Below are 15,117 nucleotides of genomic sequence, written 5' to 3'. Positions count from 1 at the left end.
CGGTTCTCCTCCTCCACGCGCGGATCAGCGCTGCGACCAGGAACTCTGCAGCGCGGCGAGCGCGTCGGCGTCGAGCCCGGACACCGACATCGGGGCGTGCTGCCGCTCGTCGGCCGCGCCCGGCCGCCGCTCGGGCGGGTCGGCGAGCGCCGCGTCCACCGCACTGCCGAGCTCGGCGATGGAGAAGTGCTCGAAGACCATCTGCGGGCTCAGCGGCAACCCCTCCTCGGCGGCGCGGGCGGCCCACTTGACGGCGATCACGCTGTCGCCACCGAGCCCGAAGAACCCGTGCTCGCGGCCGATCTTCGGCACCCCGAGCAGCTCCTCCAGCAACACGGCGAGCGCCCGCTCGGTCTCGGTCTCGGGTTCGACGTAGACCGTGGCGACGGCGGCCTGGCCGCGCCGCACCACCGAGCGGCTGGTGTCCCAGCCCTGCGGGCGGATGCCGAGTTCGGCCAGCGGGCGGTCCGGCTCCGCCGCGAAGGCGCGCAGCACGCCGGTCAGCACGTCGGCGAAGATCTCGCCGGTGGCGGGGTCGTAGAGGTCGGGGTTGACCACCACCCGCGCCACCAGTTCGCCGGTGGTGTCCACCGAGTAGTCCAGGTGGAAGTCCATGAAGGAGACGTCGTAGTAGCCGGCGATGCCCGCCATCGTGGTCGCCCCGTCGGCGCTGAACGGCACCGGAACCGGGCGGTGCCGGAAGTGCATCATCACTTGGAACAGCGGGTTCCTGGAGAGCGAGCGCGGCGGGTTGATCGACTCGACCAGCCGCTCGAACGGCACCCCCTGGTGGGTGATGGCCTCCAGCGCGGCGGCGCGCGTCCGCTGCAGCAGGGTGCGCGCGGTCGGCGCGCCGGAGACGTTGTGCCGCATCACGACCACGTTCGCGAAGAGCCCGACGAGCTCGTCGGTGGTCTGCCCGATCCGGTTCGCGACCGCGGCGCCGATCGCCACGTCCTCGATATCGCTGAGCACGTTCACCACCGCGGCGCTGACCGCCTGGCACAGCATGAACTCGGTGGCGCCGACGGCATCGGCGGTGGCGCGCAGCGCGTCCCAGGTCGCGGCGGGCAGCACCCTGGTGGCGCTGGTGCCGTTGCGGCCGAGCACGGCGGGGCGCGGGCGGTCGTGCGCGACCGCGATCTCGTCCGGCAGCCCGGCCAGGGTGGCGCGCCAGTAGTCCAGCTCGGCCTGGCCGTACGAGCTGACCGCGCGGTCGGCGCCGCGGTCGAAGATCTCGCGCTGCCAGATCGCGAAATCGGCGAACTGCAGCGGCAGTTCGGCCCAGCCGGGCGCGGCGCCGGTGACCCTGGCGCGGTAGGCGGTGGTCAGGTCGGCCAGGAAGATCTGGCACGAGCGCATGTCGGCGATGATGTGGTGCATCAGGATCGAGAGCACCGCGCGGTCCGGGCCGAGCCGCAGGATGCGGAACCGGGCCATGGGTTCGGCCGCGAGGTCGAAGACGTAGTCCCAGTCGGCCGCGAGCTCGGCGTCGAGCTGCGCCTCGGCGATCTCCACGACCGGCACCTGGACCGGCGCGGCCGGCGCGACCAGCTGGTAGGGCGTGCCGTCGTGCTCGGGGAAGGTGGTGCGCAGCGATTCGTGCCGCGCCACCACGTCGTCGATGGCGGTGCGCAGCGCGGCGATGTCGAGCTCGCCGTCGAAGCGCACCGGGTAGCTGACGTTCTCGCCGTCGATCGCCCCCTCCAGCCGCCGCTGCAGCCAGTACACCCGCTGCGAGTAGGAGAGCGGGACGTGCGCGGGGCGCTCGCGGCGCACCAGCGCGGGCTTGCCGCGCGCGGCGTGCGGCAGCGGGACGGGCTCCAGCTCGTCGGCGTCGTCGAGCAGGTCGATCTCGTCCAGGTCGATCTCGAACTCGGCGCGGAAGGTCTCGACCAGGTGCCCGGCCAGCGCGGTCACCGTCGGCTTGTCGAACGGCACCCGCATGTCGATCTCGATCCCGAACTCCGCGCGGATCATCGTGATCAGCCGCGCCGCGAGCAGCGAGTGCCCGCCGAGCTCGAAGAAGGAGTCGTCGGCGCCGATCCGGTCCCGCTCGAAGAGCGTGCCGAACAGCTCGGCCACCCGGGTCTCGGTCGGCGTCGCGGGCTCGCGGTAGGTCCCGGCCTCGGCGAAGACCGGGGCGGGGAGGGCGCGGCGGTCCAGCTTGCCGTGCGCGGTCAGCGGGATCGCGTCGAGCACGGTGAAGGCCGCGGGCACCATGTACTCCGGCAGCACCGCGGCCACTCGCTCGCGCAGCGCGCCCGGCTCCGGTTCGGCACCCGCGACGGGTACCACGTAGGCGGCCAGCGCGGGGCCGAGGGCGGCGTGCTCGGCGACGACGACGACGCACTGCGCCACCTCAGGCGCAGCGGCCACCGCGGCCTCGACCTCGCCGAGCTCGATCCGGTGCCCGCGCACCTTGACCTGCTCGTCGGCGCGGCCGAGGAATTCGATCAGTCCGGCCTCGTTCCTGCGGGCCAGGTCGCCGGTGCGGTAGAGCCGCCCGCCCGGTGTGAACGGATCGGCGACGAACCGCTCGGCGGTGCGGCCGTACTGGTTCAGATAGCCGCGGGCCAGCTGGTTGCCGCCCAGGTAGATCTCGCCCGCCGCGCCATCCGGCACCGGCCGCAGCGCCGCGTCGAGCAGGTAGAGGTGCACGTTGCGGTTGGGGCGCCCGATCGGTACCACGCCGGTGCCCTGCGCCCCGGTGACGACGGTGTGCGCCGAGCAGACCACGGCCTCGGTCGGCCCGTAGTGGTTGCGCAGCTCGGCGTCGAACCGGGCGGCGAAGCGGTCGGCGACCTCGCCGGGCAGCGCCTCGCCGCCGACCGGAACGTGCCGCAGCGTGCTCCAGTCGCCCGCCGCGGGCAGGACGAGGAAGGTCGCGAGCATGGACGGCACCATGTGCAGCACGGTGACGCCGTGCCGCCGCACCAGCTCCGCGACGTAGGGGACGTCCCGGTACGCGTGCGGCTTCGGGACGACCACGCAGGCGCCCGCGGTGAGCGTCACGAAGATGTCGAGCAGCGAGGCGTCGAAGCTGACCGAGGTGGACTGCAGCACCCGGTCGTCGGGGGTCAGGCTCCACTCGGCGGTGAACCCGGAGAGGTGCTCGGCGATCGCGGCGTGCGGCACCGGGACGCCCTTCGGCTGCCCGGTCGAGCCCGAGGTGTAGATGACGTAGGCGGTGTTCCCCGGGTGCAGCGCCGCCCGCCGATCGGCGTCGGTGGGGTCGTGCGCGGGCAGCCCGGCGGCCTCCCGCTCGGCCGCCGCCAGCGCCTCCGGGTCGATGACCAGCGCGGGGCGGGCGTCGGCGAGCAGGTAGGCGGTGCGCTCGGCCGGGTAGGCGGGGTCGATCGGCAGGTAGGCGGCGCCCGCCTTCTGCACCGCGAGCGCGGCGACCACGAACTCCACCGAGGTGGCCATGCGCAGCGCGACCAGCCGCTCCGGGCCCGCTCCCGCGCGGATCAGCCACCGTGCCAGCCGATTCGCGCGCTCGTTCAGCGCCAGGTAGGTGAGCTCGACCTCGTCGGAGCGGACCGCGGTGCGCTCCGGGCCTGCGGCGACCTGCCGCTGCACCATGTCGATCATGGTGTCCGGCCGCTCGGCGACGAGCGTGCCGCGGGAGTCGGCGAGCGCCCGCTCGAGCTCCGCCGGGCCGAGCAGGTCCAGCGTGCGCAGCGGCGCGGCCGGGTCGCGCAGCGCGCTCTCCAGCAGCCGGACATAGTGCCCGAGCAGCCGCTCGACCAGCGGCCGGGCCAGCGCGCCCGGCCGGAAGGTGGCCTCGATCCTGGCCCCGGCGCGGTCGTGAACGACCATGAGCCCCAGCGGTTCCTGCGCCGCGACCGGTGGGATCGCCAGCTCGGTGCTGCGCACCCCGGGCAGCTCGACGCCGTCGGCAGCGCTGCGCACGCTGAAGCTCACCCGCACCAGCTGGTGCAGCGCGTCCCCGCCGCCGGTCCGCTGCGGGGCGACCGCGGCGATCACCCGGTCCACGCCGACGCCCTGGTTGGCGAAGGCGCCGGAGACGGTGGCGCGGGTGCGGTCGAGCAGCGCGGCGAACGGCTCGGCGCCGTCCGGCTTCGCGCGCACCAGCAGCGCGTTGCCGAAGTAGCCGATCAGCGGCTCCGCGCGGGGGTCGCGGCGCTCGGTGACCGGGACGGTGACCAGGAAGTCGGCGGCGGCGGTGTAGCGCTGCAGCACCGCCTGGAAACCCGCGAACAGCACCATGAACGGCGTCGCCGACCGCTCCCGGGCGGCCGCGGCGACCTGCTCGACGAGCGCGGCGGGGAGTTCCCGCAGCACCCGGTCCGCACCGCCGCCCGTCCCGCCGCCGGGCAGCTCCAGCGGTTCGGGCAGCGGGGTCAGGGCGGTGCGCCAGTACTCCAGCCCCGCCTCGTCGCCGGTGTGGTCGCGCAGCTCGACGTCGACGTACTGCACCGGCAGCGCGGGCAGCTCGGCGCCGCGGTAGGCGGCGGCGAGTTCGGCGAAGAACACCGGCCAGGAATCGTCGTCCCAGGCGATGTGGTGCACCACGAGCACGAGTGCCCAGGCCTGGTCACCGAGCGCGATGAGGGTCGCGCGCAGCGGCGGGTCCGCCGCGAGGTCGAAGGGCCGGGTGAGCAGCTCCCGCGCGATGGAGAGGGTGCGGTCTACCCGCTCCGGCTCGGGAAGATGATCGAGATCCTGCCGTTGCCAGTCGATTCCGAGATCGAGGTGCGAGACCTGGTACGGCTCGCCATCGTCGCCGACGTGATAGGTGGTGCGCAGGATCTCGTGCCTGTCCACCACGGACGCGATGGCGGCGCGCAGCCGCTCCGGATCGAGTTCGCCCGCCAGCCGATAGGCCACTCCGACGTTCAGCGCGGCATCGGCCGGATCGAGCCGCTGCACGAACCACAGCCGCCGCTGCGCCGCCGAGAGCGCGACCGGCTGCCCCGGATCACGTTCCGGGACAGCGGCTTCCCGCGACGACGCCTCGACGCCGTGCTCCCGCAGTCGGCGCTGGAGCAGCTGCTTGCGGCGCTCGAGAATGTCGTCTGCCATCTTCATCCTTCGACTGTCTCGGTTCGGGCAGGGGAGTACCGGTGAGTTCCGATGGGAGCGGGCGGGGTCCGTCCCCTCCGCTCGGCGCGACGATCAGGCCGCCACCGAGCGGCTCGCGCACGTAATGGCCGGGCCTGCCGCACATCTGTCGATCTCGGGCTCGAACGACAGCTCCCGCATGACCCGACCCCCTCCTAGCGAATGCAAGGTTAGCCTAGCCTATTTCATGCGGGTCTGGGAAAGCGAGAAAAGTCCGAACGTGGGATGAATCAACCACGAACACAGCGGCTTCCGGGCCGCGCGGGAGAACCACGAAGCCAAGCCTTACTTTACAGGAGGGCAGCACCCGCATCCGAGGGTTGCCCGTCCCACCCCTTGGGTGGGTTCTCCACCCGGCCTCGCGGCGGAATCATTGAGATCACACCGCCGGAACCACCCGAACCCGAGGACCAGGCCATGAGCACCACCCGCACCCACCTCCGCACTCTCACCGTCGCCGCCGCCATCGCCTTCGCCGCGCTCGGCGGCACCGTCGCCACCGCGGCGGCCGACACCGGCGGCGCCGAGGTCGCGTTCCTGGAGGAGATCGGCATCAACAACGCCACACTGCCGGGGAAGTCGGCGGACGAGATGGTGGTGGCGGGGTACCAGACCTGCGGCCACCTGCGGGCGGGCGGATCGATCCTGGACGAGATCTCCGCGGTCGAGCAGACCTACCACTTCGACCAGGGCACGCTCTTCGTCAGCGCCGCGTCGACGAACCTCTGCCCGGACTTCGCCGGCTGAATCACCGGTGCTGCAGGTGGCTCAGCCCCATGAGCAGCATCGCGGCGGTCATCGAGAGGTGTGCGACGGTGCCGGTGGTCGACCGGGCCGGGTCGCGCACCCCGCGCCCGGCCCACCACACGTGCAGCCGCACCCAGCCCCACGCGACCAGCGCCAGGACCGGGAGCGAGAGCCAGCCCGGCCCCGCTCCCCCGCCGTGCTGATGTGCCGCACCCGGCGTGGCCACCGCACCATCCGCACCGGGGACGGCGAGCAGCAGCACCGCCATGACCAGCACATCGGCGATCACCGGCAGCCGGAGGGCGAGCGGAACCGGGGTGTCGGCCAGCCACAGCCCGACCCCGCCGAGCAGCAGCGCCAGCGGCAGCGGCCCCAGCGGGTCGTAGGCGGGGACCAGCATGGCCGCCATCGCCACGCAGAGCACCCCGTGCGCGACCCGGCCGCGGCCCGCACAGGGGTGCGGGCAGGCGAGGGCCAGCGCCGAGACCGCGACCAGGGCCGCCGTCACCGGCACGATCCACTGCTGCGGTTCCCCCATCGGCCCCCCGCACGTCCGGTAGCGCCGCGGCCGCGGCGATATCGCCGTCGTCAACGGTAACCGGGCGCGGACGGGGTGCGCACCGATTCGAATCAATCGGAAGGCGTTGAGCTTTCGCTAGACGCCGGGCGCGATCGCGGTCTTCTTCGGTACCCCGGTGCGGTGCCGGGGCAGGAACATGGCGGGCAGGATGATCACCGCGGTCAGCGCGAAGGCGACCCAGAAGGCGAAGCCGAAGGCGTTCGCCAGCAGCGGGCCGACGATCGGCAGCGCCTCCGGCGGCAGCGTGCTGATCTGGTCGGCGCCGCCGCCCGCCGCGCTGATGCCCTTCTCGTCGAGCTGCTCGGTGAGGCGCTGGGTCAGCGCGGTCACCAGCAGGGCGCTGCCGAGCGCGGCGCCGACCTGCTGGATGGCCGACAGCGTCGGCGCGGCCCTCGAGACGATGTCGCGGTCGAGGCTGGAGTAGGCGGCGGCCATGGTCGGCATCATGACCGAGCCGAGCCCCATGCCGCGCACGAACAGCGCGACGCTCAGCCAGACGTAGGAGGTGTCGGTGCCGACCTGGGTGAACGGGAAGGTGCCGATCAGGGCGAGCAGCACACCGACCGGCACCACGTAACCGGCGCCGATCCGGTCGACCAGCCTGCCGCCGACCACCATGGCCACGATCGCGCCGAGCCCCTGCGGGGCGAGCAGCAGCCCGGCGCCGAGCGCGCCCTCGCCGCGCACGGTCTGGTAGTAGAGCGGGAGCAGCAGCATGCCGCCGAAGAGCCCGATGGCCACCAGGAACACCGCGAAGGTCGCGCCGGCGAAGAGCCGGTTGCCGAGCAGCCGGACATCGATGATCGAGGCGGAGCCGCGGTTCAGGCTGTGCCAGGTGTACAGGGCGAGGCCGACGGCACCGGCGAGCAGCCAGCCGAGCACGCCCCACTCGCCGAACCCGCCGTGCGAGGCCGCCTCGGAGAGGCCGTAGAGCAGGCAGACCAGGCTGCCGGAGAGCAGGACCAGCCCACGCAGGTCCAGCTTGCCCGGGTCGGGCAGCGCGTCACCGGCGGGCAGCTTCCACACCGCGAGCGCGATGGCGACGGCGCCGACCGGCACGTTCACCAGGAAGATCCAGTGCCAGCCGGTGTACTCCACGAGCAGCCCGCCGAGCACGGGGCCGAGGACCGGGCCGAGCAGCATCGGGACGCCGATGATGCTCATGGCCCGGCCGAGCCGGTTCGGCCCGGCCGCCCTGGTGATGATGGCCTGGCCGGCGGGGAGCAGCATGCCGCCGCCGAGCCCCTGCAGTACCCGGAAGAAGACCAGGCTCTCGACCGACCAGGCGGTCGCGCAGAGCGCGGAGCCGAGCACGAACAGCGTCACGGCGGTGAGCCAGGTCGGCTTGGGGCCGAAGCGGTCCATGACCCAGCCGGTCAGCGGGATGACGAGGGCGACGGCGAGCAGGTAGCCGGTGACCACCCACTGGGTGGTGGAGAGTGGCGCGCCGAGTTCGGTGCTCAGGGAGTCCAGTGCCACGTTCACGATCGTGGTGTCGAGCACCACCATGATCATCCCGGCCACGATCACCAGGCCGGTGACGATCACGCCGCGATCCAGTTCTTCGGGGGGTGCGGCGGCGGCGGTGTCCATGCCTGCTCCAATCGGGCCGAGTTTCCCCGAGTATGCCGGGCGGCCCGTCCGGCGGCGTACGCAGCCCGGCCAGTGTCCGAAATGCCGTTTGCCTGGTCAGCGGGGCTGCTGCCCGGTTCGTCCCGCTCGGGGAAAAATTTCCCGGAAGTGTTTGCGGTCAACTACTCCGGGTACCAGCTAGGACGTGCGTTCGCCCTGCTCGGCCGGAAGAGGAACCCGATGAACTCGACGACGATGACCGCCTACCGCGATGTCGCCCGCCGCACCAGCAAAGGCGGCTACGAGAACCTCGAGCCCCGTTTCACCGAACTCGCCACCCTGGACCAGGCCGATCCGGCCCGCGCCCGGCTGCGCGAGGACATCATCACCGCGGCGCTACCGCTGGCCGAGCACATCGCGATGAAGTTCGCCGGCCGCGGGGAGAACGCGGACGACCTGGTGCAGGTCGCCATGGTCGGCCTGGTCCAGGCCGTCGACCGCTTCGACGTCACGGTGGGCGCCTCGTTCGTCGGGTTCGCGGTGCCGACCATCATGGGTGAGGTGCGCAGGCACTTCCGCGACCGCACCTGGGCGGTCCGGGTGCCGCGCGCGACCAAGGAGCTGCAGCAGCGGCTCGCCCCCGCGATCGAGGTGCTCTCGCACAAGCTGCACCGGATGCCGACCGCGCGCGAGATCGCCGCGCACCTCGACGTCGATCTGGTCGAGGTCACCCAGGCGCTGATCGCCCGCAACGGCTACGCCGCCGAGCCCATCGAGCAGCCGCGCGGCGACGACGACTCCGGCACCTCCTCGGCGCTGGACGCCTTCGCGGCCCCCGACCCCGGCTACAACCTGCTGGAGGACGCGATCACCGTCGGCCCGCTGCTCGCGGCGCTGCCCGAGCGCGACCGGCAGGTGCTGATGTGGCGCTTCGGCGACAACCTCACCCAGTCGGAGATCGCCAAGCGGCTCGGCATCTCGCAGATGCAGGTGTCCCGGATCCTCACCCGGGTGCTGACGACGCTGCGCGAGCAGGCGCTGTCCGAGCCCGCCGTGGCCTGACGAACGAGAACGGGGACCCCGGGGCGAAAGTCCAGGGCTCCCCGTCGTTTCCGGTGGTCAGAGTTTCCCGCCGCCGCCGATCACCCAGGGGTTGAAGGTGCACTCCAGGCTCGGGTGTGCCTGCGGATCGAGCGCGTTCAGCGTGATCGACAGGGCCCGCGGGGAGTACATCACCGTCAGGTGATCGGAGACGTCCTGCTCGCAGCCGTCCTGCAGCGTGATGTTGCGGACCGAGGCACCGGGGCCCGCCTTCAGGAACGTCAGGTCGTACGGGTTGGTGATCTCGTCGTAGCGGGTCCCGACCACCGTGTAGTCCACGCCCGCGACCGTGTCACCGTTGGCGTTCAACGTATTCACGAAGTCCGAGCCGATCGTCTGCTGAATCCCGGCGTGGCCGACGAAGATCTCGATGAAGCCGAGGATGTCGATCCCGAGGTTGTTGATCGCCCGCCCGAGCGCGCCGATTCCGACCAGGCTGGTCCCGTGGTGGGTCGCCCCGAAGGTGACCAGCTTGTCGACCTTCGCCGCGCCGCCATCGAACTTGGTGTACCAGTTCGCCATCGACCCGCCCTGGGAGTGGGCAACCAGGTCGACCTCGTTCGACCCGGTCGCGGCCAGCACCCGATCCACGAACGTCGCCAGCTGCTTCGCCGAATCCTGGATGTACCCGGTGCCCATCACACCCGGCAGCACCGCGCCGAGGCCGCCGCCCTCCAGCAGGTTCGACCGCCCGTAGTTGAAGGTGAAGGTGCAGAACCCCGCGTCGGTGATCGGCTTCGACATGTAGGCGAACCCGTTGTAGGCGTTCATCCACGTCCCGTGCACCAGCACCACCGGCTTGGGGTGCGCCGCCGTCGGCTTGCAGTTCCAGTCGTTCGTCCCGGGCGGGGCGACATCGGGGTTGCCGAGCCCGTACGCGAAGGCCGCCACCCACGCCGACTGCTCCGGGCCGAAACCCACCGTGTCGCTGGCGTATCCGCCCGAGGAACCGGAGCTCGAGCCCGACCCGCCGTAGCAGTCACCCGAGCCGTTCCCCGACCCCGCACCGCTGCCCGAATCGCACGCCGACCCCGACGCGCTCCCCGAATCCGCCACCGGCGCACCCGTGCGACCCGCCGCGATGTAATCGGCCAGCACCTGCTCGTCCGCCGACGCCACCGGCTGCGCCTGCGCCACCCCGGTGAACCCGACCGCGAGCACCGAGACCACCAGCATCACCGCCGAGCCAACTACCCGACCACACCTACGATGATTCATTCCGAGCCTTTCTGCGAGAACGGCACCGTTCTCCGGATGACGTCGCCGACCGCGACTGCGGGCTGACGCTACGGCGGAAACGAAGCCGAATACCCGGGTCAGCGGCGGTTACTGGAATGCTCACGAAGTTCGTTCGGAAAGCGCCGTGGCCCGCCACAGATGCCCTGAATCCCGTACGGGAGCGGACTTTTCGGACACCGGAAAATGAGCACTATCGGCGGAATGCGGCACCGACCCTCTCGCCCGTTCCCGTCCGACGCCGCGTTCGCGCAGCTCACAGCCGTCGGCCGGAACGGAGGAGAACGGAGTGGAAAGCGAGCGACAGCGCCTATTACCGTTCGATAACGCCGTACTCGTCGAGGAGAAACGGCGACGCGGCGGTTTCGACGCGAGGAGGTCACCCGTGATGGCCGAGAGCACCGTCCGGCCCGAATCCGGACCCGGCAATTCCCCGATATCACCGGCCCGACAGGAGATCCATAGAATATCGCGCGACCTGACCGCGCAGCTGGCGCGCTCCGGCATCGCCTGCGCGGGCGCGCCGAACGCGCCCGCGGGCGCCGACCTCACCGCGGTCGTGCGCGCCTGCCTCGGCTGGCTCGTGCAGCGGCTGGAGCAGGGGCGGGCGCCGGAGGGGCGGATCGAGCGGCTGGAGCCCGCCGCGGCCGAGTGGGCGCGGGACGGCGTTCCCATCGACACCGTGCTGCGCGGCGTGCACCGCGGCGTCCGGGCGGGGCTGGACGCGCTCTTCCCCGGCCCGGCGGCGGGGTTCGACATCAGCACCGGCACCACGGCCGTGGTCGAGCTGCTCGACCTGATCAGCTGCACCGTCAGCAAGACCTACATCCGGGAGTTGCGCGGGACCGCCGCCGGGCACCAGACCGCCGTGCACACGCTGACCTCGGCGCTGCTCGGCGGGCACGGGGGCTCGGCCATGGCGTGGGAGTCCGGGATTCCGCTGGCGCCGGGGTATTTCGTGCTCGCGCTCGCCGTTCCGGCGCACCCGGACGAGCACCGGCCCGGGCTGGACCGCGCCGTCGTGGCCAGGCGCAAACTGCGCAGGCTGCAGTCCGCGCTGGCCGGGCGGTTCGGCGAGCACGCGCTCTCGCTGCTCTCGGTGGACGGCGGGACGATCCTCGTGCCCGAGGACCACTGCTCCGAGGCCGAGATCGACGGGCTGGTGCGGGAGCTGGCCGCGGCCGCGCGGGTTCCGCTGACCGCCACCGCGTTCAGCGCGACCCCGGAGACCGTCGCCACCGCCGCCAGGCAGGCGCACGAGCTGCTGGACACCGTCGAGCAGCTCGGGCTGGCGCCGGGCGTGCACCGCTTCGACGAACTCGCGCTGGAGTACCAGCTCACCCGCCCCGGCATCGGGCGCGACCTGCTGCGCACCCACCTCGCCCCGCTGGCCGAGCACCCCGAGCTGCTGCACACCCTGCGCGTCTACATCGAGGCGAACCGGCACCGCCAGCTCGCGGCGCAGCGGCTGCACGTGCACCCCAACACCCTCGACTACCGGCTGCGCCGGGTCGGCGAGCTCACCGGGCTGAACACCACCGAGCCGAGGGACTGGTGGTACCTGCACGCCGCGATGATCGCGACCGCGCGCCCGGATTGCCGAGGCTGAGAGGGGCCCGAACCGTCGGCGTGTCGTTGCCGAAACATTGCTGACACTTCGGGCGATGTACCTGGCACGACGGTTGCGAGGAGGGTCGGACTCCGCGGCCGCGATCGAGTACGAGGTGCCGGGACGATGTGGGCGAGCGAGCGGGGTCACGACCCGAAACGGCACCTGTGGATGCTCGGGCTGATCGCCCCCGCCTCCGCGCTGCTTCCCTCGCAGCTGGTGTACCGGACCGGGCTGCCGGTGTTCTGGTGGATCGGCCCGGTCATCGTGCTCGCCGCCATTCCGCTGCTCGACCTGCTGATCGGCGCGGACGGCTCGAATCCGCGCGACGAGGACTACGAGCTGCTCTCCGAGGACCGGTACTACCGCTGGTGCACCTACCTGTTCCTGCCGGTCCAGCTGGTCGGGCTGCTGCTCGCCTGCGCCATGTGGGGCGGCGCGGAGCTGGGGATCTGGGACAAGGTCGGGCTGGCGACCACGCTGGGGCTGGTCTCCGGGATCGGCATCAACGCCGCGCACGAGCTCGGGCACCGGGCCGAGCACCTGGAGCGCTGGCTGGCCAAGATCGCGCTCGCCCAGTCCGGGTACGGGCACTTCTTCGTCGAGCACAACCGCGGGCACCACGTGCGGGTGGCCACCCCGGACGATCCGGCCAGCGCCAGGCTCGGCGAATCGCTGTACGCCTTCCTGCCGCGCTCGGTGGCGGGCGGGTTCCGCTCGGCGCTGCGGCTGGAGCGGGAGCGGCTGGCGCGCACGGGCTCCGGGTGGTGGAGCCCGCGCAACCACATCCTGCAGGCGTGGGCCATGACGCTGGTGCTCTTCGGCGGGTTGATCGCCGGCTTCGGCTGGGAGATCACGCCGTGGCTGCTGCTGCAGGCGGCGATCGGCGCCGGGCTGCTGGAGACGGTGAACTACGTCGAGCACTACGGCCTGCTGCGCGAGCGCCGCCCGGACGGCCGCTGGGCCCGCTGCTCCCCGCGCGACAGCTGGAACAGCGACCACCTGGTCACCAATATCTTCCTGTTCCACCTGCAGCGGCACAGCGACCACCACGCCAACCCCGGCCGCCGCTACCAGACCCTGCGCAGCACCGAGATCGCCCCGCAGCTCCCGGCCGGTTACGCGGGGATGATCGTGCTCGCCGCGCTCCCCCCGCTCTGGCGCCGGTGCATGGACCACCGGGTGCTCGCGCACTACGGCGGCGATGCCGGGCGCGCCAACATCCAGCCGGGCAAGCGCGAGCACTACCTGGCCGCGGTACCGTCCGGGCGCTGACCGGCGGCCGTGTCACCCCCGCCCGCTACCCTTCCCCGATGGTCAAACCCGATTCGGCGCTGCGCCGCCTGTGGCGGACAACCGGGAAGTTGCTGGAGCCGTACGGGTTCGCGGGGTCGGAGCCGAGCTGGGCGCGGGCGGAGCGGGCGGGGACGGCGGTGGTCGAGCGCACCCGGGTGACCCGGACCTGGACGAACGGGCAGCAGGTCGTCCGGTTCGGGCTGCACGCGGGCGCCGTGCCGGATGCCTGGCGCGACTACGTCACGTGGCGGGGCGCCGCGGTCGAGATCGTCCGGCTCGCCGACCCGCATCCGCCCTGGTCGCTGCGGTTGGACCCGGAGCAGCCCGGCCATGCGCTGGAGAGCGACCTCGACCTCATCCGCGCCGAGCTGCCACGCCGGGTGCACGCCTGCGCCCGCCGCGCCATCCAGCTGACCGATCCGCGGTTCTACCTCGAGGAGCTGCGCGCGCTCCCCGAGCCCGACGCCGCCGCTCGCGAGGCGATCATGGTGCTGCTCGCGGCGGCCGGGCCGAGCGCCGAGCTGTAGCGCTCAGAGCTCGGGGGCGAGCGAGTTCCCCGGGGCGATCGAGGCGCAGTTGTTCGGCGCGGGCTTGCCGGCGAACCGATCGAGCAGCCAGGTGGTCGCCTCCACCGACCAGACCGTCAGCGCCGGGATGTGGCTGAGCGCGTCGTACTGGTGGTAGGTGATGGTGGCGTTGCCGGTGTCGCAGTACTGCCTGGCCAGCGCCCGCACGTCGCCCGCGATCATCACGCCGTCGCCGGGGCCGACGCCGGGCTTCGTGCCCTCGGTGCCCTCCAGGATGCCGTTGGCGCCCTGGCCGATGAACATCGGCACGGTCGGCGTCGGCGCGAGGCCGAGGTCGATCTTGGCGACCGTCTCCACGAAGGGCGGCACGCTGTTCGGGTTGGCGAATTCCGGCTTTGTCAGCTGCGCCCAGGTCAGCCCCGGGTACTGGAACAGCACGTTGGCGATCGACGCCGAGGAGAGCTGCGCGGCGATCCGCGCGCCGAAGTCGTTGAGGTAGGGCGTGAAGTCGATGTCGTAGGAGCGGGCGATGCCGATGATCGCCATGGCGGCCACCCCGGCCCAGCCGAGGCTGCCGTCGATGTAGCGCAGGTTGCGCGCCGGGTTCGCCAGCACGCCGCCCTCGGCGACGCCGACCAGGTTGGCGTTCACCTCCGGCGCGTACTCCGGCGCGAGCGCCGCCGCCCAGTTGGTGGCGATCGCGCCGCCGGAGTAGCCGAAGAGCCCCACCCGCGACGCCGGGTTCAGCCCGGTGGCGGCGGTGCTGGTGGCGGCGCGGATGGCGTCCAGGGTGTTCATGCCGTACTCCGGCCCCGCGGCGAAGTTCGCCGACTGCCCCTCGGTGTCGGGGACGATCACGGTGAAGCCCTGCGCGATGAAGAGCCCCATGACGGCGCCCTCGGAGTCGGCGATGGCGCCGCCGAAGCTGACGTTGCCCGCGACCGAGCGGGACGGGCTGTGCTCCGGGTTCAGCGAGTCGTAGGCCGAGCCGTAGGTGACGACCCGGGACGGGTCGACGCCGCCGGGTGGCAGCAGCACCGAGGTGATGTTGGCGCTCGGCCTGCCCTGCGCGTCGGTCGTGCGGTAGCGGATCTGCACCGCGGTGAGCGGTGTCGGGATGCCGAGCAGGTGGTAGGGCAGCACCCGGCTGGCCAGCACCGTTCCCGGCGCGTACGACCCGAGCGGCGCCTGCCCGCCGTGGGCGAAGAAGCTGTTGTCCGGCGCCGCGTTCGCGACCGGCGGCACGGTGCCGCCCGCCAGCATCGTCACGGCGGCGGCGGCCGCTGCTACCGCCAGGGTTACCCGCCCAGTTCCCACTGTGCCATCCTCTTCGTCGAGGCGCGCCCGAGCGGCGCTCCAAC

At 72.4% G+C, this 15,117-nt stretch carries 10 protein-coding genes; 5 read left to right on the top strand and 5 right to left on the bottom strand.

The window, feature by feature from the left end; genetic code table 11:
• Window positions 1–24: 24 nt before the first annotated feature.
• Window positions 25–5,049, bottom strand: coding sequence for a non-ribosomal peptide synthetase (locus LTT61_RS24470; protein ID WP_233016390.1), 5,025 nt, complete (start codon window positions 5,047–5,049; stop codon window positions 25–27).
• A 456-nt stretch (window positions 5,050–5,505) separates the two neighbouring features.
• Between LTT61_RS24470 and LTT61_RS24465 the strand changes: the two genes are divergently transcribed.
• Complete coding sequence (locus tag LTT61_RS24465) at window positions 5,506–5,835, top strand: DUF732 domain-containing protein (protein ID WP_233016389.1); 330 nt, start codon at window positions 5,506–5,508, stop codon at window positions 5,833–5,835.
• A 1-nt stretch (window position 5,836) separates the two neighbouring features.
• Here the strand turns inward: LTT61_RS24465 and LTT61_RS24460 are convergent, their stop codons facing one another.
• Together LTT61_RS24460 and LTT61_RS24455 are read right to left on the bottom strand one after the other, a co-directional pair.
• Window positions 5,837–6,373, bottom strand: a complete 537-nt coding sequence (locus tag LTT61_RS24460) for a DUF5134 domain-containing protein (protein WP_233016388.1) — start codon at window positions 6,371–6,373, stop codon at window positions 5,837–5,839.
• Between the two features lie 117 nt (window positions 6,374–6,490).
• Window positions 6,491–8,008 (bottom strand): MDR family MFS transporter, encoded by a 1,518-nt coding sequence (locus LTT61_RS24455; protein WP_233016387.1) that lies wholly within the window; start codon window positions 8,006–8,008, stop codon window positions 6,491–6,493.
• Window positions 8,009–8,227: 219 nt separating this feature from the next.
• On the opposite strand from LTT61_RS24455, the gene LTT61_RS24450 reads away from it, so the two are divergent.
• Window positions 8,228–9,049 (top strand): SigB/SigF/SigG family RNA polymerase sigma factor, encoded by an 822-nt coding sequence (locus LTT61_RS24450; protein ID WP_233016386.1) that lies wholly within the window; start codon window positions 8,228–8,230, stop codon window positions 9,047–9,049.
• Between the two features lie 57 nt (window positions 9,050–9,106).
• Here LTT61_RS24450 and LTT61_RS24445 read toward each other — a convergent pair whose 3' ends face one another.
• On the bottom strand, window positions 9,107–10,264 hold the full coding sequence (locus tag LTT61_RS24445; RefSeq protein WP_233016385.1) for an esterase/lipase family protein: 1,158 nt from the start codon (window positions 10,262–10,264) through the stop codon (window positions 9,107–9,109).
• Between the two features lie 448 nt (window positions 10,265–10,712).
• Here LTT61_RS24445 and LTT61_RS24440 point away from each other — a divergent pair, with 448 nt between their 5' ends.
• The 3 genes from LTT61_RS24440 (at window position 10,713) to LTT61_RS24430 (ending at window position 13,756) form a co-directional block, all read left to right on the top strand.
• Complete coding sequence (locus LTT61_RS24440; RefSeq protein ID WP_233016384.1) at window positions 10,713–11,933, top strand: PucR family transcriptional regulator; 1,221 nt, start codon at window positions 10,713–10,715, stop codon at window positions 11,931–11,933.
• Between the two features lie 126 nt (window positions 11,934–12,059).
• The gene (locus tag LTT61_RS24435) at window positions 12,060–13,208 is read left to right on the top strand and encodes an alkane 1-monooxygenase (protein ID WP_233016383.1); all 1,149 of its coding nucleotides are present in this window, start codon (window positions 12,060–12,062) and stop codon (window positions 13,206–13,208) included.
• Between the two features lie 38 nt (window positions 13,209–13,246).
• Entirely contained in the window at window positions 13,247–13,756 is a 510-nt protein-coding gene (locus LTT61_RS24430) for a hypothetical protein (RefSeq protein WP_233016382.1), read from the top strand.
• 3 nt (window positions 13,757–13,759) lie between these two features.
• On the opposite strand, the gene LTT61_RS24425 is transcribed toward LTT61_RS24430, so the two are convergent.
• Window positions 13,760–15,073 (bottom strand): lipase family protein, encoded by a 1,314-nt coding sequence (locus LTT61_RS24425; protein ID WP_332909203.1) that lies wholly within the window; start codon window positions 15,071–15,073, stop codon window positions 13,760–13,762.
• Window positions 15,074–15,117 lie beyond the last annotated feature (44 nt).

This window comes from Nocardia asteroides (genome assembly GCF_021183625.1).
In the GTDB taxonomy this organism is placed as follows: Bacteria; Actinomycetota; Actinomycetes; order Mycobacteriales; family Mycobacteriaceae; genus Nocardia; species Nocardia asteroides_A.
Note: the sequence above shows the minus strand (reverse complement) of the source record. Positions and strands in the feature narration are given on the sequence as shown.